General features: G+C 69.3%; 20 protein-coding genes. 9 read left to right on the forward strand and 11 right to left on the reverse strand.

Annotation, left to right across the window (positions count from 1 at the left end; translation table 11 throughout):
* Window positions 1–3 precede the first annotated feature (3 nt).
* Complete coding sequence (locus NY1_RS19230; RefSeq protein WP_233434386.1) at window positions 4–1,800, reverse strand: hypothetical protein; 1,797 nt, start codon at window positions 1,798–1,800, stop codon at window positions 4–6.
* A 137-nt stretch (window positions 1,801–1,937) separates the two neighbouring features.
* On the opposite strand from NY1_RS19230, the gene NY1_RS19235 reads away from it, so the two are divergent.
* Window positions 1,938–2,294: a hypothetical protein gene (locus tag NY1_RS19235; RefSeq protein ID WP_067714989.1), complete on the forward strand. Its 357-nt coding sequence runs from the start codon at window positions 1,938–1,940 to the stop codon at window positions 2,292–2,294.
* 14 nt (window positions 2,295–2,308) lie between these two features.
* Here the strand turns inward: NY1_RS19235 and NY1_RS19240 are convergent, their stop codons facing one another.
* Window positions 2,309–2,818 (reverse strand): nitroreductase family protein, encoded by a 510-nt coding sequence (locus NY1_RS19240; protein WP_067714992.1) that lies wholly within the window; start codon window positions 2,816–2,818, stop codon window positions 2,309–2,311.
* Between the two features lie 108 nt (window positions 2,819–2,926).
* Here NY1_RS19240 and NY1_RS19245 point away from each other — a divergent pair, with 108 nt between their 5' ends.
* A complete protein-coding gene (locus NY1_RS19245; RefSeq protein ID WP_067714995.1) occupies window positions 2,927–3,328 on the forward strand; it encodes a DUF1801 domain-containing protein in 402 nt (133 codons plus the stop codon).
* A 19-nt stretch (window positions 3,329–3,347) separates the two neighbouring features.
* Here NY1_RS19245 and NY1_RS19250 read toward each other — a convergent pair whose 3' ends face one another.
* The 5 genes from NY1_RS19250 to NY1_RS19270 all read right to left on the reverse strand — a co-directional run bounded on the left by NY1_RS19250 (window position 3,348) and on the right by NY1_RS19270 (window position 7,593).
* A complete protein-coding gene (locus NY1_RS19250; RefSeq protein WP_067714998.1) occupies window positions 3,348–3,695 on the reverse strand; it encodes a hypothetical protein in 348 nt (115 codons plus the stop codon).
* A 128-nt stretch (window positions 3,696–3,823) separates the two neighbouring features.
* On the reverse strand, window positions 3,824–4,819 hold the full coding sequence (locus NY1_RS19255; RefSeq protein WP_157762384.1) for an alpha/beta hydrolase: 996 nt from the start codon (window positions 4,817–4,819) through the stop codon (window positions 3,824–3,826).
* A gap of 218 nt (window positions 4,820–5,037) precedes the next feature.
* The gene (gene ligD, locus NY1_RS19260; RefSeq protein ID WP_067715003.1) at window positions 5,038–6,006 is read right to left on the reverse strand and encodes a non-homologous end-joining DNA ligase; all 969 of its coding nucleotides are present in this window, start codon (window positions 6,004–6,006) and stop codon (window positions 5,038–5,040) included.
* A gap of 50 nt (window positions 6,007–6,056) precedes the next feature.
* Entirely contained in the window at window positions 6,057–6,803 is a 747-nt protein-coding gene (locus tag NY1_RS19265; RefSeq protein ID WP_067715005.1) for a hypothetical protein, read from the reverse strand.
* A gap of 52 nt (window positions 6,804–6,855) precedes the next feature.
* Window positions 6,856–7,593 (reverse strand): MBL fold metallo-hydrolase, encoded by a 738-nt coding sequence (locus tag NY1_RS19270; RefSeq protein WP_067715009.1) that lies wholly within the window; start codon window positions 7,591–7,593, stop codon window positions 6,856–6,858.
* A gap of 145 nt (window positions 7,594–7,738) precedes the next feature.
* Here NY1_RS19270 and NY1_RS19275 point away from each other — a divergent pair, with 145 nt between their 5' ends.
* Window positions 7,739–8,713 carry an AraC family transcriptional regulator gene (locus NY1_RS19275; protein WP_084535114.1) on the forward strand — a complete coding sequence of 325 codons (975 nt, stop codon included), beginning with the start codon at window positions 7,739–7,741 and terminating at the stop codon, window positions 8,711–8,713.
* A gap of 7 nt (window positions 8,714–8,720) precedes the next feature.
* On the opposite strand, the gene NY1_RS19280 is transcribed toward NY1_RS19275, so the two are convergent.
* The gene (locus NY1_RS19280) at window positions 8,721–9,743 is read right to left on the reverse strand and encodes a terpene synthase family protein (protein WP_067715014.1); all 1,023 of its coding nucleotides are present in this window, start codon (window positions 9,741–9,743) and stop codon (window positions 8,721–8,723) included.
* A 216-nt stretch (window positions 9,744–9,959) separates the two neighbouring features.
* Between NY1_RS19280 and NY1_RS19285 the strand changes: the two genes are divergently transcribed.
* Complete coding sequence (locus NY1_RS19285; RefSeq protein ID WP_067715017.1) at window positions 9,960–11,564, forward strand: FAD-binding protein; 1,605 nt, start codon at window positions 9,960–9,962, stop codon at window positions 11,562–11,564.
* 121 nt (window positions 11,565–11,685) lie between these two features.
* Here the strand turns inward: NY1_RS19285 and NY1_RS19290 are convergent, their stop codons facing one another.
* The gene (locus tag NY1_RS19290) at window positions 11,686–12,669 is read right to left on the reverse strand and encodes an AraC-like ligand-binding domain-containing protein (protein ID WP_067715020.1); all 984 of its coding nucleotides are present in this window, start codon (window positions 12,667–12,669) and stop codon (window positions 11,686–11,688) included.
* 152 nt (window positions 12,670–12,821) lie between these two features.
* On the opposite strand from NY1_RS19290, the gene NY1_RS19295 reads away from it, so the two are divergent.
* The 4 genes from NY1_RS19295 (at window position 12,822) to NY1_RS19310 (ending at window position 16,805) form a co-directional block, all read left to right on the forward strand.
* The gene (locus NY1_RS19295) at window positions 12,822–14,201 is read left to right on the forward strand and encodes an ATP-binding protein (RefSeq protein ID WP_084535115.1); all 1,380 of its coding nucleotides are present in this window, start codon (window positions 12,822–12,824) and stop codon (window positions 14,199–14,201) included.
* A gap of 135 nt (window positions 14,202–14,336) precedes the next feature.
* On the forward strand, window positions 14,337–14,858 hold the full coding sequence (locus NY1_RS19300) for a L,D-transpeptidase (RefSeq protein ID WP_084535116.1): 522 nt from the start codon (window positions 14,337–14,339) through the stop codon (window positions 14,856–14,858).
* Between the two features lie 21 nt (window positions 14,859–14,879).
* Window positions 14,880–15,260 carry a nuclear transport factor 2 family protein gene (locus NY1_RS19305; protein ID WP_067715023.1) on the forward strand — a complete coding sequence of 127 codons (381 nt, stop codon included), beginning with the start codon at window positions 14,880–14,882 and terminating at the stop codon, window positions 15,258–15,260.
* 87 nt (window positions 15,261–15,347) lie between these two features.
* Complete coding sequence (locus NY1_RS19310; protein WP_233434389.1) at window positions 15,348–16,805, forward strand: AIM24 family protein; 1,458 nt, start codon at window positions 15,348–15,350, stop codon at window positions 16,803–16,805.
* On the opposite strand, the gene NY1_RS19315 is transcribed toward NY1_RS19310, so the two are convergent.
* Window positions 16,802–17,389 (reverse strand): isochorismatase family protein, encoded by a 588-nt coding sequence (locus tag NY1_RS19315; protein ID WP_067715592.1) that lies wholly within the window; start codon window positions 17,387–17,389, stop codon window positions 16,802–16,804. The two genes, NY1_RS19310 and NY1_RS19315, sit on opposite strands and share 4 nt — an antisense overlap.
* An 83-nt stretch (window positions 17,390–17,472) precedes the next feature.
* On the opposite strand from NY1_RS19315, the gene NY1_RS19320 reads away from it, so the two are divergent.
* The gene (locus NY1_RS19320) at window positions 17,473–18,504 is read left to right on the forward strand and encodes a GlxA family transcriptional regulator (protein WP_218028391.1); all 1,032 of its coding nucleotides are present in this window, start codon (window positions 17,473–17,475) and stop codon (window positions 18,502–18,504) included.
* Window positions 18,505–18,507: 3 nt separating this feature from the next.
* Here NY1_RS19320 and NY1_RS19325 read toward each other — a convergent pair whose 3' ends face one another.
* Window positions 18,508–19,524 carry a Gfo/Idh/MocA family protein gene (locus tag NY1_RS19325; protein WP_067715029.1) on the reverse strand — a complete coding sequence of 339 codons (1,017 nt, stop codon included), beginning with the start codon at window positions 19,522–19,524 and terminating at the stop codon, window positions 18,508–18,510.
* Window positions 19,525–19,537: the final 13 nt, after the last annotated feature.

Raw genomic sequence — 19,537 nt, forward strand, 5'->3', positions numbered from 1 at the left:
GTCTCAGCCGAGGCTGCGCAGGAACAGGGCGAGCTGCCAGCCGCTGGGGTCGGGCTGCCCGTCGTTCTGGGTGGCCGCCGCGCCGATGGTGTCGATGTGGTTGTAGCCGGGCAGCGTGACCACCCGGGCCAGCGCCGGCGTCGGGAAGAAGGTGCCGGTGGCGGGCGGGACGGGGCTGTCGCCCGCCCAGGCCACGAAGTTCGGCTTCAGGCGGCTCATACCGTGATAGCGCAGGGCCGCGAGGTCACCGGTGCGGGTGCCGCCGTAGCCCGCGCCGATATCGATCACCAGACGGAGCGGGAAGTAGGTCTCCCAGTAGGCGCTCGGGTAGCCGGTGCCCAATTGCCTTGCCACATCCCGGATATCGGCGACCTCGTGGTTCGGCGAGGTGTAGGGCACGCCGATGACGTCGTCGTAGTTGCGCCAGGTGTAGAGCGCGGTGCGATCGGTGGGGGCCACCCGCCGCTGCGGCCCGGCGGTGATGCGCAGGAAGTTGCCCAATAACGGAAGCTGGGTCAGCTCACCGGGATTGGGGAAGGACTTGTCCTGCACCGGTCCGCCGTCCAGTGCGCCCAGCCCCTGCTGGAACAGCGAGAAGTTCGACGAGTTGTTGTCGATGAGGACGCCGAGCAGCGCGGTATTGGTGAACCGGAAGTCGCGGATGGTCCCGGAACCGTCCGCGCCATTGGTCACCCAGGCCGCCCAGGTCGGCGCGAAGAAGGTGTTCAGGGTGCCGTCGATATCGGCATCGTGCGGAAGATGCGCCAGCAGCCGGCTTTCCCCGTCGGGATCCAGGTGGGCGGCGAGCCCGGCCAGGCGCAGCAGCACGAAGGCGCGGGTGCCGAGCCCGGGCGCGGACCCGAAGGTGCGGGGCAGCACATCGGCGCGGAATCCGGTCTGCAGCAGCGAATCCACTGGGCTCACAATGGCATTGGTGATGGCGCTGAGGAACGGCGTGTTCTGCAGGGCGACCGGATCGGAGGAGACCATGGAATCCTGTGCGGCGAAGGCGGCGCACTGATCCGCGCCGGGTCGCCCGTCGAACTCCCAATCGGAGAAGAACCCGGTCACCAAGCCGCCCAGGGAGATTCCGGTGCACACGAACTTGCGCTGCCGCACCGCCTGCTCCGGAATCTCGTGCAGCATCACCTCGTACTGGTCGCGCACCACACGCTCGAGGCCCATGTAATCCAGCACGCCCAGCTCGTTCGAGGCTTTGAACCCGGCGAAGCGCACCCCGTCGATGGGCATGCCGTTGAAGTAGTAGTCGACGGCGTCGAGGTAGTTGCCGGTCCGCAGTGCGTAATCGAAGCCGAGCGTCTCGTCCAGGCAGGTGCTGCGCCGGGCCAGCGCCCAGTACTCGATGTGCTGCCCCATGGCCAGCGCCGAGTGCACGGTATTGAAGGCCACGCTGTCGGAGTTGACCGAGCCGCCGTGCAGGCCCTGTTGCTGGATCACGACCCGGTCGGCGTCGGCGGACGCGGCCGGCCCGTCGACGGCCCGGTAGCGCAGGAACCCGACCCGGTCGCAGCTCGCAGGATGCGCGGGCGCACCGGCGGGCAACGGCAGCGCCAGGCTCACATACGATACGGCGATGCCGTCCCGGGCCGAGAGCTGCTCCTCCTGCCGATCGCTCGCCGCGCTCACCGGTTCGGGCTCGGCGGCCGCCGGCGCGGCCTGCGCGATGGTCGCGGCGGCCACGGCGGCGACCAGCCACGCGGCCGAATTCCGCGTGCGCGCAATATTTTTCGTCCCACCCGTGCGAGCGGCACGCCGCCCCGCCCGAACCACCCTGTTCATGCCCTGCACGCTGCCAGCGCAACCCGATCCCGAACAGGTGACATGGCACGAAAATCACCGGGCCCGCCGCAGCACACTGCCCAAAACGCGACCCGGCGGCGACCGGGCAGCGGGTCCGCTCGCCGTAAGCTGGAGGCGTGGGTCGACTGTTGTTCCTCGTGCTCGTGCTGGCCGCGCTGGCCGTGGCCGCGTGGTGGATCTCCCGGGAATGGACCGGCGACGTGGAACGGGTCGCCGACGCCAAGACCGAGGTCCGCGGCTATCTGGACCGGATGGGCAGTGAACTGGTGCTGCTCGATCCGGAGGACGCCGAGGCCCTGGACGCGCTCGGCGAAGCCGCCGATCGCATGAATGTCGCCCGGACCCAGCTGGCCGCCGCGACCACCCTCGGTCAGGTCCGGGTGGCGCGCGAAACCGCGCGCGGCGGGCTGTATTTCATTCGCAAGGCCCGCGAGGCCATGGGCCTGGACCCGGGCCCGCCGATCCCCAAGTAGACCAGCCGCCCTGGTTACGACACCCAGGTCAGCAATTCCGCGACCGGCTTACGACCCCGCGGAATAGCGTTCGGCGCAGTCGGTTTCGCCGGGTCGGGATAGCCGATCGCAATGGCGTGGCGCGGTAACCAGTCCGATGCCAGCCCGACCGTCTCGCTCGCCCGGGTGACATTCCCGGCCGGATGGAAGGTCGTCAGGCAGCTGCCCAGCCCGAACCCGGCGGCGGCCAGGCACACCGACTGCGCGATCCGGCCCATATCGAATTCGGTATCGCTGAAACCATTGTCGTGCGCCGCCAGCACCAGCACCAGCGGCGCGTCGGCGAGATGCACGGCGTACCCGCCCAGCCCCGCCAGCTCCCGCCGGATCTCCGGCCGGGTCACCGCCACGAACCGCCACGGCTGCCGATTGCGCGCCGACCCGGTCCACCGCGCCGCCTCGATGATTTGCTCGACGGTCGCCCTCGGCACCGGATCGGGCCGGAAGTGCCGCACCGAGCGCAGTCCCCGGATCGCCTCGTTCACCGCGCCGACCCTACCGGGCGGGGGCGCGGCGCTGCCGGGCCCCAGCCCGTACGGCCGTATGGTTGGACCTGGACGCACGCTCTATGTCACTCGCCGAAGGAGATGTAGATGACGGACCACGACCAGAGCGCTTCGGAACAGATCGACCAGCGGATCCGGGATCTCGACGATTGGCGCGGGCGCACCCTGGCCCAGGTGCGCAAGGTCATCCACGCGGCCGATCCCGAGGTGGTCGAGGAGTGGAAATGGGCGAAGGCCAGCAATCCCGGCACGCCCGTCTGGTCGCACGACGGCATCATCTGCACCGGCGAGGTCTACAAGAGCGCGGTCAAACTGACCTTCATGAAGGGTGCGGCGCTGGATGATCCGGGGCGGCTGTTCAATGCCAGTCTGGACGGGAACGCCCGGCGCGCCATCGATATCACCGAGCAGGACGTCATCGACGAGCGGGCGCTGGGCGAACTCATCCGGGAAGCCGTGGACCTCAATGTGCACGGTAAGCGGCATTGAGGTCCCGGCGGCCACCGCGTCAGTTGATGGTGAACACCCAGGAGCCGGTGCAGCCCCAGCGCGAATTGTTGAGCTCCGGCTCGTAGCGCCAGGAGCCGGACGGGCCGTTCAGGTTCCAGTCGCCGTCGGAGGTCGCGATGGCCCGGTCGCCACTGGTCAGAATGGTGTTGTCCCACGGCTTCACATCCCAGCGCGAGCCCTGGAACGAGCGATTGTGCAGGGTGATGGTGGCGACCCGCGGCGTATTGTTCTCGATCACCAGGCAGGCGTTCGGATGCGGTTCGGCCTGCGCGGGCGCGGCCAGCAGCACCGGCGTGACGACGGCAGCGCAGACGAGACCGATCCGGGCGGCGACTGACGACTTCATGATGTGTTCCCCCTCTGCATCACAGGCTGCGTGATGCGGATACCTTTGGGCGGCTGTGCGTTCCAGGCCTTACGCCCATATGTTTACGGGCCTGGACTTTCAAGATTCTGACAGAAACCTTGTGCCGCTTAAAGTCCGAGACCGCGCGCCAGCACCGGCCAGGATTCGGCGAGCTCGTCCTCCCAGTAGCCCCACGAATGCGTGCCGTAGGAACGCAGCACCACGGTTGCGGGAATTCCCAAGTCCGCCAAGCGATCCGCCATGCTGCGCGTGCACTGTTCGGTGGCGGCCTCGATGATGCCGCCGACCAGCACCTGATTGGCGAGCGCGACCGCACCGCCGCCGGCCAGCCGGTGATCGCCGGTGCGATCGTAGGGGCCGGGAATGCCATTGCCGCTGGAGAGGAACAGTTCCACCCCGCGCAGTCCGGCCGCGTTCAGGTAGGGATCATTGGCGGCCCACAGGGGATCGCCCGGCGGCCCGTACATATTGCCCGCGTCGCCGGCGCTGTAGGCCACGGTGAGCCGCACATACGCCTGCCCGATCGGATCGGCGATCCGCGCGCACCCGCTGTAGGCCGCCACCGCCCGGTACAGCCCAGGTTTGGCGATCGCCAGTTGCAGCACCGAGGTGCCCGACATCGACACTCCCGCAATGGCGTTCACGCCGCTGGTGTGCAGCGCCGCGTCGATGAGCGGCGGCAGTTCTTCGGTCAGATAGGTCTTCCACTTCACGATGCCCAGCCGCGGGTCCGGCGATCGCCAATCGGTGTAGTACGAGGCCGCCCCGCCGATCGGCTGCACCACGTGCACGTTCTTCCCGGCCAGGAACTCCCCGGCGCGGGTCTGCTGATCCCACGACCCCGGGCCCTTGCCGCCGCTGCCGCCGCTGAGCAGGTACAGCACCGGCCGCGGTACGGAGGTGTCGGCCGCGCGCTGTACGTGCACGGTGAATTCGCTTTTCATCGCGGCGGAGAACACGGTCAGCGTCAGGTACCGGCCGTCACCGTGCATATCCACGATGCGCGAACCGTCCGCCGAAACCGCCGCGGCCCCCGGCCCGGTCGCGTTCGTCCCCGGTTCGCCCGCGGCCACCGGCAGCGCCGCGAGGGCGGCGGCGAGCATGCCCGCGACGGTCAGTACTGCCGCGCCGCGTCCGGCCGAGCGAACCCGCACGTTCGAAACCCACTTCTCTCGCATCGCCCAGCGGCGATGCCGACCTGCGACCGAATCCGGCCGCGGCGAGCGTGCCACCCGGTGGCGAACAGGAGGTTTCGAGTTCCTGTCGCGCAGCGGGCGCTCATGCGGCGGGATTTCGCCACCGCCTCCCGATCCCCGGCGGCTCAGTCGTCACCGCTGTCGAGATCGACCGGATCACGGTCGGCCCAGTCCAGCAGGGGGTCGATATCGAAGACCGCCGCGTCGATGCCGGCGTGCAGATCGCCGAGTTCGGCGTAGCGGGCGGGCACGGTGGTCATGGTGAAGTCGCGCGGATCCACCTCGGGGATCTCGTCCCAGCGCACCGGCGTGGACACGGTCGCCGCGGGTACCCCGCGCACCGAATACGCGGCGGCGATGGTGTGATCGCGCGCGTTCTGGTTGTAGTCCACGAACACCAGCCGCGGATCGCGGTCCTTGCGCCACCAGGTGGTGGTGACGTCCGCCGGCGCGCGCCGCTCCACCTCGCGCGCGAACGCCAGCGCGGCCCGGCGCACCTCCTGGAATCCGAAGTTGGGCGCGATGCGCACGTAGATGTGCAAACCCTTGCCGCCGGAGGTTTTCGGCCAGCCCACCGCGCCCAGTTCGTCGAGCACCTCGTGCACCACCCCGGCCACCCGCTGCACCCGCGACCACGGGCAGTCCAGCATCGGGTCCAGATCGATGCGCCATTCGTCGGGCAGTTCGGTGTCGGAGCGCCGGGAGTTCCAGGGATGGAACTCGACCGTCGACATCTGCACCGCCCAGATCACGTCGGCGAGTTTCTCCACGCACAGTTCGTCGGCGGTGCGGCCGTAGCGCGGGAAGTAGAGCTGCACGGTCGGAATCCAGTCCGGGGCGCCGCCGGGTAGCCGCTTCTGGTGAACCTTGCCGCCGGGCAAGCCTTTCGGGAAGCGGTGCAGCATGCAGGGCCGGTCGCGCAGGGCGTTGACGATGCCGTCGCCGACGCTCAGGTAGTACCGCGCCAGGTCGAGTTTGGTCGCTCCGGTGTCGGGGAAGTACACCCGATCCGGATTCGACACCCGTACCGTGTGCGCGCCGACCGTCAATTCCACGGCGGGCGGCACCGACTTACTGGCCACCCGTCCGACCATAACGGGCATTCGGTCCGTACGCGCGGCGCAACACCCGGGCCGGATCGAGATCAGCGCACGCGATCGCGCCAGCCCGGCAGCGCGTCCGGATTCGCCCGCAGGTACTTGAGGCCCTGTTTCATGTACACCCGCGGATTGGTGTCCAGATGCCCGGCCCACACCGGTTTCGAATCCCCGCGCATGAAGCTCCAGCAGGCCAGCGCATAGCCGAACATGGGCTGCGGCAGATAGCCCAGCCGCTGCGACTGCCACCCGCGCTGATTCTGGGAGAACTGAAATGCCGCATTGGCATTGAAGACCCCCAGCCCCAGGAAAACCGTCAGCAGATCGGTGAGCTGTTCCCCGTCGTGCCGATCGGGCTCGATGCGCCCCTCCCCCAGCAGCCGCTCGTGCGCCAGCTCGTGCGCGACGGTCGCCACCAGCGTCACCGGCGCCCGCAGCTGCGACATCTCCAGTGAGACCACCGCCCGCCCGTGCTCGAGCCGGTAATGCCCGGCCTCCCCGCGCGCCGACCCCTCCGGATAACCGAGCGCCTCCGGCAGCGAAAGACCATCCGGATGCACCTCGACCACAATGCGATCGCGTTCCACCCCCATGTATCCCGCCACCCGCTCGACCAGCGATCGCACCTGCGATTCGGTCCCCGAATAGTCCCCCGGAAAGAAGTCGCCGGTCGGCAGGATGACCGGGGTGCGCAGCGTCCGGTCACCGAATTGCGCCGCGCACCAGCTCATCATCTCCTCGATCCAGAGCCGCTCCAATTCCCCGACCGGGCAGCGCGGACTGAAAACTCCCATGCCGCATTATGTCCGGGGTTTCGCGCGCGGTCGCGCCGGAATTTCCCGTGGGTCAGAGGTCGGCGACGAGGACCGAGATGGGGCTGTGCATCGGCTTGCCGTGGCCGGGGACGAGAATTTCGGCGTCGTAGTCGGCCAGGGCGCGTGCCGAGGCCAGGGCGGCGGGTTCGTCGTGCTGGAAGACCGAGGGGATGAGCTGGGGGCCTTCGGTGCGGGCGATGCGGTGGCCGGTGACCAGGGCGTCGCCGGTGAACAGGACTTTCTCCGCGGGCATCAGATATGCGGTGTGGCCGGTGGTGTGGCCGGGCGTCGCGATGGCCACCAGGCCGCCGGGGAGTTCGCGCAGGACTTCCGGCTCGGCGGCGACGGCGGACGGAATCTTGGTGCCCAGGCCGCCTTTCAGCGGATCGATGGCGCGGGCGGTCTGCAATACCCAGCGCAGGCCGCCGGGTACGAAGAGTTGCGCGGCGACTTCGAGCGGAGTGATCTGCTGCAGGTATTCGCGTTTCAGGTGCGGGACCTCGTCCGCGCCGGTGTACACCGGCACGCCGAGTTTCGCGACCAGCGGCGGAATTCCGCCGATGTGATCGAGATGCGCGTGGGTGACCAGCACCGCGGCGAGATCGGCGATGTCGTGGCCGATTTCGCGAATCGAGGCCTGCACGTCCGCGGCATCGGCGGGATATCCGGCATCGACGAGGGTGACCCCGGAATCGTCACTGATCAGCGCCCAGTTGACGTTCGTTCCGGTGACCACGTGCACCGAGTCGGATACCTGTTCGATCTGCATTGACACTCTCCGTTTCGAAATCGCCCGGCGATCGGCGACATTCATCATCCGGGTGCCGCGACGGCTCCGCAGCGCGAGGGCGGGCAATCGGATAACTCGTTCGAAAGGTGGTTCAGGTGCTGGTTGCAGTGGGAAGATAGCCACCATGGAGCAAGCCGTTACGGGCTCTGTCGAGGTGTCCTCGTCCTCGACGGTTTCGCCACGTCAGGCTTTCGAGCAGTGGGAAGCCCTGATGGCGGACGCGATAATCCCGACCGCGATCGAACCACTGTCCCACGGGCATTGGCAGGGCCGGGTGGTCAGCACCCAGTTCGACGGTTTCGCGGTATCGCAGATGCACTCCGACGGGCAGCGGGCGCTGCGCAACAAGCGCATGATCGCCCAGTCCACCGGTGAGTTCCTGCTGGTGAACATCGTGGTGGAGGGCACCAACTGGTCCGAACAGGGCGGGCGCACCGCGGTGTCCAAGCCCGGCACCATCGCCTTCTTCGATTCCGGCCAGCCGTTCGAGAGCCGCTGCACCGATCACGCGGTGTCCACGCTGGTCCGCGCGCCGCTGCAACTGGTGCTCGACCACGCCGGCCTGACCCGGGACCAGCTCCCGGTGGCCACCGCCATGCCGGCCGACGGCGCACTGGGCCTGGTCGCCGGATTCTTCCGGGGCCTGGGCGAATTGCCGCCGGCCGAGGTGAATCGCGCGGTCACCGCCTTCCGCGGCGACGCCGCCATGATGCTGTCCTCGGCGGTGCTGCTGGCCACCGGGAACAGCTCGCCCGCCCCGCCGGATTCGCTCTACACCCGCCGGCAGGTGCTGAGCTATATCCGCAGCCATTTCACCGAACCGAATCTGACGGTCGACGAGATCGCGCGCGCCTGCCTCATCTCCCGCCGCACGCTGTACCGGGTGTGCGAGGGCTTCGGGGAACCGGGAACGATCATGCGGCGCATGCGGATCGAGCACGCCCGCCGCCTGATCCGGGCCGATTCCACGCGCTCCATGACCTCCATCGCCTCGGCCTCCGGGTTCGCCACCGACCGGCACTTCTTCCGGGCCTTCCGGGACGAGACCGGTCTGACTCCCGGGCAGTTCCGGGACAAGGTGCGCAACGGCGGGCAGTGACCGCCGTTCAGGACTCGAGCAGAAAGTCCCTGTCGTAGTCCAGATCTCGATGCTGCGCGGCCGACGCGGCGAACCGGACCGTATCGGTCCGGTCCCAGAGTTCCATCCCGGCAATTGCCGATCGGCCGTCGCGCAGGCAGCGCCGGACACCATTGCGCAAATTCGCCGGCAGCCCGAGCGCATCCATCTCCGCGACGATGCCGTCGGTCGCGGCCTGATGCTCGGCGATCCGCTCGTCGATCATCCGGCGCACCTCGGCCACCGCCTGCGGCAGATCCAGTCCCGCGGTGCGGCGCAGCACGATCACCAGATTCATCGGGTCGCCGGCCTCGACCTCGGCCGCGAGCGAATGCAGATCGTTGATCCAGCACATGATGTCGGTGGTGGCGGCGACGATCAGCTGATAGCTCGGCCCGTAGTAGAGCGGGTCGGGAATCTCGGTGTGCTCCACCAGTTCCATCAGATCCAGGATGGGCTGCATGGTGCTGGCGTCCCGGCGCACCCGCACGAACTCCGCCGCGGTCGGGGTGGCGCCGGAGTGCCGGAAGGCGTTCTCGCGCGCGTGGCCGGTGAGCCAGATGTGCAGGTTCAGCTCGAAACGCCGGGCCCAATCCTGGGAATTGCGATCGAAAGTGCGCTTGCACAGGTTCGACAGCGCCGCCAGCACCGGTTCGGCGGGTTCGGCCAGGCCGCGCTGATGCACCACGCCGAGCGCCGCGTGCCGCAGGTCGTCGTATTCGTCCAGCCGCCCGGCGGTGACGGCCTTGCCTTGCAGATCGTCGAAAACGAAGAACAGCGCGATCCATTCGGTCAGCAGCACCAGATCGGTGAAATTGGCCGTCGGGGAGCAGTAGGCGGCGAAGCGGCCGTAACCGAGGTCGTCGAACTTGCGGGCGGCGGATGCGTCGCGGAGCAGTTCGAAACGGCTCGCCCAGGTGCGGGCGGCCTGCTGGGCCTGGTGTGCCTGCGGATGCTGTTCGAACTGGAAGGGAAGCGGGATCTCCAGTTGCCGTAGATCGTTCTCGTTCATGAGTATCCGTTCAGCTGTGTGCGAACCAGAATAAGCGACATTTCGGGCGGCAGACCGCTGTACGACCACCAACTCGCAACGGCCACAGCGGTATTGACGCCCGGCAACGAACCCGTGCCGTTGCACCCGGCGCGCCCGGCATTGCAAACGAGAACACGTTATAGTTTTGCCGGATTCGGCAAAGTGGGCCGGTGGCAATCGGGAAGGTGTGTCGCAATGGTGCGGACCTGGGACTCTTCGGCCGACGTCGTGGTCGTCGGCTACGGCGGCGCGGGCGTCGCGGCGGCACTCGCCGCCCGTGAAGCCGGGGCCGACGTACTGGCCCTCGATCGATTCCTGGGCGGCGGCGCGACCGCGCTCTCCGGCGGCATCGTGTACGCGGGCGGCGGCACCTGGGTGCAGCGGGCCGCGGGCGTCGAGGACGATGTCGAGAACATGCTGGCATATCTGCGCGCCGAGGTCGGCGACGCGGTCAGCGAGCAGACGCTGCGGCGGTTCTGCGAGGGGTCGGCCGAGCTGATCGAGTGGCTGAGCCGGCACGGGGTGCCGTTCCAGCCGTCGCTGTGCCCGTACAAGACCTCCTACCCGACCGATGACCACTACCTGTACTACTCGGGCAGCGAAAACTCCGGCGGCTTCCGGGAATTGGCGAAACCGGCGCAGCGCGGGCATCGCGCGCACGGGCGCGGGGTGTCGGGCAAGAAGGTGTTCGGGCCGCTGGCCGAATCGGCGGCGCACCGCGGGGTGCGGGTGCAAACCGGCACGCGCGCAACGCGACTGGTGGTCGAGGACGGCCGGGTCGTCGGGGTGGAGGCGACGACGCTGAGCGGCGCGCCCGCCGGGGTGCGGCGGCGGTTCGCGGCGCTGGCCAAGATCTCGGCCAAACCCGGTGTGTACCACCAGGGTCTGCGGCAGGCGGTGCAGGTGCTGATGGACCGCATCGAGCGCAAGCACGGGCGGCCGGTGCGGATCCGGGCCAAGTCCGGGGTGGTGCTGACCACCGGCGGGTTCATCGCCGATGGCGCCATGGTGGCGCGGCACGCGCCGGATTACCCCTGGGCCGAAGGACTTCCGCTGGGCACGGCCGGCGACGACGGCAGCGGCATCCGGATGGCCGAGGCGCTGGGCGCGGCCACCGGCAAGATGGACGCCATCTCCACCTGGCGGTTCATCGCGCCGCCGAGCGCGCTGTTCGCGTCGCTGGCGGTGGACGCCGACGGCCGCCGCATGGTCGACGAATCCCGGTACGGCGCGGCGCTGGGCGCGGCCATCGCCGCCAGTCCGGGCAATCGGGCCTGGCTGCTGATCGACGCGCCGCTGGCCGCCGAGGCGCAACGGCAGCTCGGGCCGCAGTCGGTGTGGTTCCAGCGCATGCAGGGCGAGCGGCTGCTACGGCTCGGCATCACCGGCGCGACCGTCGAGGACGTGGCGGCGCGCGCCGGGATCGAACCGGCGGCGCTGCGCAAGACCGTGGACGCGCACAATGCCGCCATCGACGCGGGCCGCCCCGACCCGATGGGCAAACCGGACGACATCCGCAAGCCCATCCGCACCGGACCCTTCGCGCTGCTGGACATTTCGTTCAAGGAGCGCCTCACCTACCCGACGCCGATGCTCACCCTGGGCGGCCTGCTGGTGGACGAGGACACCGGCGCGGTGCGCACCACCGACGGCGGCACCATCCCCGGCCTGTTCGCCGCGGGCCGGGCGGCGGTCGGCGTCTGCTCGAACTCGTACGTGAGCGGACTTTCCCTGGCGGACTGCGTATTCAGCGGCCGCCGCGCGGGAGCCCACAGCGTGCAACTGAGCAGCGCGGTCTGAGCAGGACCCCGCCCCCAGTCATTCCGGCATGCTTTCAGCCGGAATCCACACGCCGACGATGGATCCCGGCTGAAAGCATGCCGGGATGACGAGGGGGCGCGACCCGAAACCGGGAGCGGGCTCAATCCCCCAGGCGCGCTGCGCCTCCCGCGCGGAACAGAGACGGGGTGACGCCTCTCTCCTCGCGGAAGGCACGGTAGAACTGCCGTTCGCCGAGGAACCCGGAAGAGTAGGCGACCATCGAAATGGGCTGGTTCGGGTAGCGAGCGAGCAGATCACAGGCGTGGTCGACGCGCATCCGGCGCAGCACCGTGGCCGGGCCGTCCTCGAATTCGTCGAAGACGCGGTAGAGGGAGCGGCGCGACATGCGGCAGCCGTCGGCGATGCGGTCGACGGTCAGGCCCGGATCGGCGCAGTGGCGGCGCATGTAGTCGAGCACCCGCTGCCGTTCCAGCGCGTCGCGGGCCAGCTCGGCGGGGCGGCCGTCGGTGGTCTGCCGCAGCACCGCGGCGAGCAGGTCGACGGCCGGGGTCGCCAGCAGCGCCGCGCCCTCGGGGTTCTCGGCCTGCACCTCGGCCAGATCGCGGAAGAAGCGCGACACCACGCCGGTCGGGCCGAGCTGCGGCAACGGGACCGCGGTGCGGATGTCGTCGTCGCTGAAGTCCGGCCGCGCCCGCAGCACGCTCAGCGGGATCTGCACCACCAGCATCTCCCAGTCCGCCGTGCCCTCCCAGCGGTATTCGCGGGTGCTGTCGTAGCAGACCATCGAGCCCGGCACCACGTCCGCGACCCGCCCGTCCTGATGCAGCCGGGCCTGGCCGCGGGTCTGAATCGTGGTGAGCAGGTATTCGTCGGTGGCGGCGGACAGCAGCCCGGAGGTGCGGGTCACGATCTGCGGGGTCGAGCCGATGGTGGACAGGCTCAGCTCCCCGTAGCGCCCCGAGACCACCCGCCCGTGGAAGGCCGGGGCGGGCAGCGGATCGAAGGCCAGCGGCACATAGGTCTCGCTGAGCAGCGCCTCCCATTGTTCGAGGCATTCCCGCTCGGAGCGTTCGTCACCACCGCCCCGCAGCTCGATCCGATCGACCAGTGTTGTGCCGTTCACCCCTGCAAACTCCTGCTCCGTACCGATCGAGAGGGCTCAGCTTACGGAATACCACAAACTTCGTTGGCAGAATGGTCGCTGACAGTTCGCTATTCCCGGCCGCGCAGCTCGGCCCGGACCGGGCAGGCGGCGATACCTGGAGGTGGCAGCATATGCCGATCGGCCGGTCACAACTCGCGGCGCGCTCGGACGACGGTCGGTCGTTCCTGGTTCCGGACGCCGCCGACAGCGCGTTCGTCGCCGGTTCCCTGGTGGTGATCAGCACCGACGGGCATCGGCAGCTCGGCCTGATCGAGGAGCGCTCGGAGTCCGCGCCGGTGCGCCTGCGCGGCCGCTTGATCGGCGTGCTCAATGGCGAGGGCATCGACACCCGCGCCAGCCACGCCTTCGGGCGCGGGTTGCTGGAACCTGTCGACGAGGAGACCGTGCAGACCCTGCACGAGACCACGGGCGCACTGCTGGAGGTCGGCGCGACGCTCACCCCGCCCGGCGGCCCGGCGCGGTTGCTGCCCAAGCGATTCAACCGGCACACCTTCTGGTGCGGGCAGAGCGGTTCGGGCAAGACCTACGCGCTGGGTGTGGTGCTGGAGCAGCTGATCGCGCACACCGCGCTGCCGGTGGTGATCCTGGACCCGAATTCCGATTTCATCCGGCTCGGCGAGGTGCGCCCCGAGGCCACCGGCGCGACCGCGAATGCCTTGCGGGAGCGCGATATCCGGGTGCTGCGCCCGGGCGGCGAGGGCGGCACGCCGCTGCGCGCCCGGTTCACCGATCTGCCGCTCGCCTCGAAAGCCGCTGTGCTGCGCCTGGATCCGATCGCCGATCGGGAGGAGTTCAACGAACTGCTGCGCCTGGCGCCGCTGCTGGCGAACGGCGAGCTGGCCGACATCCTGCCGGTGCTGACCGGCGCGGGGGTGGCCGCGCAGCAGCGGCTGGCGCTGCGGATCGAGAATCTGGGCCTGCTGAACTGGGAGGTCTGGGCCCGCGACGGCGCGGCGGTCACCGATATCGTCGCCGAACGCCCCGATGCCACCGTGCTCGACCTCGGCGGATTCGCCACGCCCGGACAGCAATTGGTGGTGGCGCTGGCGCTGCTGGACGAGCTGTGGGCGCGCCGCGAGGAACGCCGCCCGGTGCTGCTGGTCATCGACGAGGCACATAATCTGGCCTCCCCGCAATTGGATTCGCCGATCGCGGTGGCGGTCCGGGAGCGGCTCATCCAGATTGCCGCCGAGGGCCGCAAATTCGGCCTGTGGCTGCTGCTTTCGACGCAACGGCCCTCGAAGGTGCACCCCGGCATCATCTCCCAGTGCGACAACCTCGCCCTGATGAAGATGACCTCGCCGCTGGATCTGGACGAGCTCGGCACCTACTTCGGCTACGCTCCCGCGGCCCTGCTGGCGCAGTCGCCGTGGTTCCGCCAGGGCGAAGCGCTCTTCGCGGGCGGCTTCGTGCCCGCGCCCGCGCTGGTGAAGGTCCGCACCCGGCTGACCGCCGAGGGCGGCAGCGATGTGGGCGTGCCGTTGCGCTGAAATCGGGCGGTCGCCGGGCCGGAAAACGCGGTATCCGAGGGTGAACGACGGCGGGTCGGGCCGGTTATGCCCCGATTCCATACCGGACAGGTTCACAATTAGGAGCCAGGTAAGGCACAGAGAGGTCGGATCTCCATGAGTGACAACCGTTTTCTCCGCTCGGCAACCCATTCCCTGGCATTCGCCGCGATCACCGTGGCCGGACTGGCGCTCGCGACGCCCGCGCACGCCGATCCACTCTGGCCCGGCGGCCCCGATATTCCGGGCGTCGCGCCCTTGATTCCCAGCCCGCCCGCCGCACCGGTGGTGGCCCCGTGCACCGCGGCCAACGCCCGCGGCTGTATGCGCCTGTCCACCAATGAGGCGTGGCTGATGGACAACGGCAAGGTGACCTACGGCCCGACCGTCATCTCGCACGGGCGGCCGGGGTACGAGACCAATGTCGGCGTGTTCGACGTCGACTTCAAACGCGAGGACCACTGGAGCACGCTGCACAACGTGCCGATGAAGTGGGCGGTGTTCTTCGACGGCGATATCGCGACCCACATCGGCCCGACCGAGGAACAGTCGCACGGCTGCATCCGCATGACGCCCGAGGGCGCGGAGACCTTCTACAACTACCTGTGGCCCGGCGACATCATCGAAGTGGTGCGCTGAGGACGCCGAAAAGGATGACCCATGGCCGATTCCGATACACCGCTCGAGCAGTTGATCGACACCTACTGCCGGGCGTGGAGTGATCCCGATCCGGCGCGCCGGCGGACCTTCCTCGGCCAGGTGTGGGCGCCGGACGCCACCTACACCGATCCGCGGATCCAGACCGTGGGCCCGGAGGAGCTGCTCGCGCACATCGAGACCATGATCGCGCGGCGGCCGGGCGCCCGGGTGGTGCGCACCAGCCGGGTCGATCAGCACCACGAGGTGGCGCGTTTCGCCTGGCGGGTGGTGCAGGCCGACGGGTCGGCGCTGCCGGAGGGCCTGGATCTGGCCGAGCTCACCGACGACGGTCGGATCGGCAGGATTGTCGGGTTCTTCGGGCCGACAGTGCCATTGGACTGAGCGCGCCACGCCGGGTCGCTGGCACCGGCGGCGTGCGCACGACAGACTGGAGGGCGTGCGAGAGCTGTCGAGTCGGGTGGGTGCGCGGTGACGGGGCTGGCGCGCGGTGAGAATCGGCCCGCGCCCGGGGACCGGATGACGGTGACCGTGCGATCCAGCGCCGGGGTCGACGTGTCCGCGCTGCTGCTCGCGGCGAACGGGCGGGTGCGCTCGGACGCTGACTTCGTGTTCTTCAACCAGCCGGTCGGTCCCGGCGTGGTGTACCGGCACGGCCGCGGCGCCGGCGACATGGTCGACGTGCAGACCTCCGCGCTGCCCGCCGATGTGGACAAGGTCGCCATCACCGCCAGCCTGGACGGCAGCGGCCCGCGCACCTTCGCCGCCGCCGGCCCGCTGCTGGCCACCATCGGATCCGACTCGGGCACATTGACTTTCCAGATGACCGGCCTGACCACCGAGTCCGGCGTGGTGTGCGTGGAGATCTACCGGCGCGGCGACGGCTGGAAGGTGCGCGCCGTCGGGCAGGGCTACGACGACGGTCTGGCGGGTATCGCGGCCGCGTTCGGCGTGAATATCGACGACGAGCCGGAGCCGCCGAAGTCCGTGCCGCCGCAACAATCCCCACCCCGGCAATCCCCGCCGCAACAATCCGCACCGCAGCAATCCGCGCCGCCGCGACCGGCCGCACCGCCGCCGCCCCCGCCGGGTTACGCACCGCCGCAGCAGTATCCGTCCCCGCAGCCGTCCGCGCCCGCGCCACAGTACGCACCGGTTCCCTCGACCCCGTCCCAGCAAGGAATGCCGCCGATGCAGAGCGATCTGTTCAATCCCAGCCACGCCGAGGTCAACGGTCCCGGCATTCAGAAGCAGGGCGGCAAGATGATTCGCGTCGCCGTCAACGGCGAGACCCTGGCCCGCGCCGGTTCCATGGTCGCCTACCAGGGCAATCTGGAATTCAAGGCGCTCGGGTCCGGCGGTATCGGCCGCGCCATCCAGCAGCGGCTGACCGGCGAGGGCGTACCCCTCATGCGCGTGTCCGGTCACGGCGATCTGTTCCTCGCCAATGCCGCGGCCGACGTCCACACGGTGGATCTGGACGGTTCCGACGGCCTGACCATCAACGGCGCGAACGTCCTCGCCTTCGACACCAGCCTGAGCTACAACATCCAAAGGGTGCAGGGCGCAGCCGGTTACGCCAGCAATGCGGGCCTGTTCAACTGCGTCTTCACCGGGCGCGGCCGGATCGCCATCACCACCCACGGCTCCCCCGTCGTGCTGAATGTCGATCAGCCCACCTACGCCGACCCGCAGGCCGCGGTGGCCTGGTCCTCCAGCCTGCAGACCGGTATCAAGCGCAATGACTCGTTCGGCTTCAGCCGCCTCATGGGCCGCTCCACCGGCGAGGGCGTGACGCTGTCGTTCTCCGGTCGCGGGTTCGTCATCGTGCAGCCCTCCGAACTGCCGCCGGGCGGTTTCATCGGCGGCACGGGCGGCGGTCAGGAGGCCGGGCAGAGCGGCGGCATGCTGGGCGGGCTGCTCGGCTAGTTCAGCGCCGCGGCGGACGGGACCACGATGCCGTAGAGGTCGCCGATGGTGGCCAGCGCGGCCTGGTGCAACTGTTCGGCCGGGACCTCGGCGACCGCGGTGCGCAGCGGGCGGGTGGCGGAGGCGTCGGCGACGACGGTGGGCAGATTGCCGCGCAGGAACGCGCCCTCGGTCGTGAAGGTCACGCACATGTGGGTCATGAAACCGGCGATGACCACGGATTTATTGCCCGCGGCATCGACCTGCGCGCCCAGCTCGGTATCGACGAAACCATTGGGCACGGTCTTCACCACGACGGGTTCGCCCGCGATCGGCGCGACGGCCGGATGGATCTGCCCGATCTCGGCGGTGATGTCGTACGGCGTGCCCGCGCCGCCGTCGTTGACCACGTGAATGACCTTCGCCCCGGCCCGGCGGGCCCGGTCCAGCAGCGCCGCGGCGGCTTCGAGCGCGGGCTCCCAGCCGGCGAGTTCCATGACGCCGCGGGTGTAGGTGTTCTGGTAGTCGACCAGGATGAGCGTCGAATCGGCGAGCGCGGCCGGGGTCTGGTCGAAGCCGTTGAGGTCGCGCAGGGTGGTAGCCATGAAATGCCCTTCTCGATAGTCCGGAACCACCGTGTGGTGGCCGCCTTCGACGCTATGGGCGGTTCGCATATGTCGGCAATGTCATGCAACATGCAGATACCGACATCGCCGACCGACGGGAGATCAGTGTGGGCGCCCTGGAACGGCTCATCGTCGTGGTCCTCTTCGATCGCGTCGATCTGCTGGACGTGACCGGACCGCCGGAGGTCTTCGCGCTGCTGCAGCGGGAAATGGACGAGCCGACCGGGTATCGGGTGGTGCTGGCCGCTGAAACTTTGGACCCGGTGACCACGGCGGCCGGGGTGCGGGTGCTGCCCGACGTGACGTTCGAGGAGATCTCCGGGCGCGCCATCGACACCCTGCTGGTGCCGGGCGCGGTCGAGGTGGACGCTGCGCGCCGGGTCCGCGCGCTCTGCGATCCGATGGTGGTGGAGTGGGTGAAACGCCTGGCCGCGCAGACCCGCCGCGTGGCGTCGGTGTGCGTGGGCGCGCACATTCTGGCCGGCGCCGGGCTGCTGGACGGCAAGCGCGCCACCACGCACTGGTCCACCGCACAGCAGCTCGCCGCCGACCATCCGGCCGTGCGGGTCGACGCCGATCCCATCTTCATCGTCGATCAGGGCGTCTGGACCGGCGCGGGACTCACCGCCTGCCTCGATCTTTCGCTGGCGCTGGTCGCCGACGACTTCGGCGAGCAGGCGGCTTTGCGCGTCGCCCGGCAGCTGGTCATGTACCTCAAGCGCCCGAGCGGCCAGAACCAGTTCAGCGTCAATCTCGAACCGGTCTCCACCACGCGCCGGGTAGAAGTGCTGCGCCAGTACATAACCCGGCATCTGTCCGGACCGATCACCGTGGCCGATCTGGCCGCGCACGCGCATGTCAGCGATCGTCAGCTGACCCGGATCTTCAAGACCGAGCTGGGCATGACGCCCGCCGCGTATCTCGAATCCGCGCGCGTCGAAGTGGCGCGCAATCAGCTCGAGACCACCGACCACACCCTCGAGCGCATTGCCGCCGCCTGCGGGTTCAATACCACCGACACCTTGACCCGCGCATTCCGCCGCACCCTCGATACCACTCCGACCGAGTACCGCAACCGCTTCCGAATCAATTGACGGTCAGGCGCTTTCGAGAATCTTCAGGGTTTCGATGGCGTCGCGCGGGTCCACCGGCACCGGGCCGCCGTCGTCGACGGCAGCGGCCATGGCACGGTAGAAGGCCGGGTAATCGCCCGGTTCGGAGGGAATCGGATGCGTGTCGTCCGGGGTTCCGAACAGGCCCCAATGCTCGGGTTCCACTACGCCCCAGGGCTTTCCGTCGTCCGGCCGCCGGCCCGCGCGCAGGTCGGCTTCCTGCGGATCGAGACCGTAACTGACATAGGCGTTCTCGGAGCCGAGCACCCGGAAGCGCGGACCCAGTTGCGGGGCAACGGCACTCATCCACAGATGCGAGCGAACACCGGACGCGTGGGTGAGGGCCAGGAACGCGTCATCGTCGGTCCGGATGCCGTCGCGACGCCGATCCCGTTCGCCGTACACCTCGGTGACCGGGCCGAACAGCGTCAGCGCCTGATCGACCAGATGGCTGCCGAGGTCGAACAGAATGCCCGCTCCGTCCTCGGCGCCGCCGGTCTCCCGCCAGCCGCCCTTGGTGACCGGCCGCCAGCGTTCGAAGCGGGATTCGAAACGCCGGACGGTACCCAGTCGGCCGGCGTCGATCAGCGCCCGCACGGTCCGGAAGTCATTGTCCCAGCGCCGATTCTGGAAGACCGACAACGCCAGCCCCGCTCGGTCGGCGGCCGCGACCACCTGTTCGGCCGCCGCGACGGTGACCGCGAACGGTTTGTCCACCACCACCGGCAGCCCGTGCTCCAGGGCCCGCACGGCGAGATCGCCATGCGTGCGATTGGGCGTCGCGATCACGGCGAGATCGAAATCGCCCGCCGCCGCGAACAGTTCGTCGGCCGTCGCGAACACCCGTACGCCCGGATGCTCCCGCCGCGCCTGCGCACCCCGCTCGGCCGATCCGGTCACCACGCCCGCGACCCGCAGCCGCGGTTCGGCGGCGATCAACGGCGCGTGGAACACCGCCCCGGCCAGCCCGAATCCGATTACCGCGACCCGAAGTTCCCGCATCAGCAGCCCCTTT

The organism is Nocardia yamanashiensis NBRC 100130, from assembly GCF_001613325.1.
Lineage (GTDB): Bacteria > Actinomycetota > Actinomycetes > Mycobacteriales > Mycobacteriaceae > Nocardia > Nocardia yamanashiensis.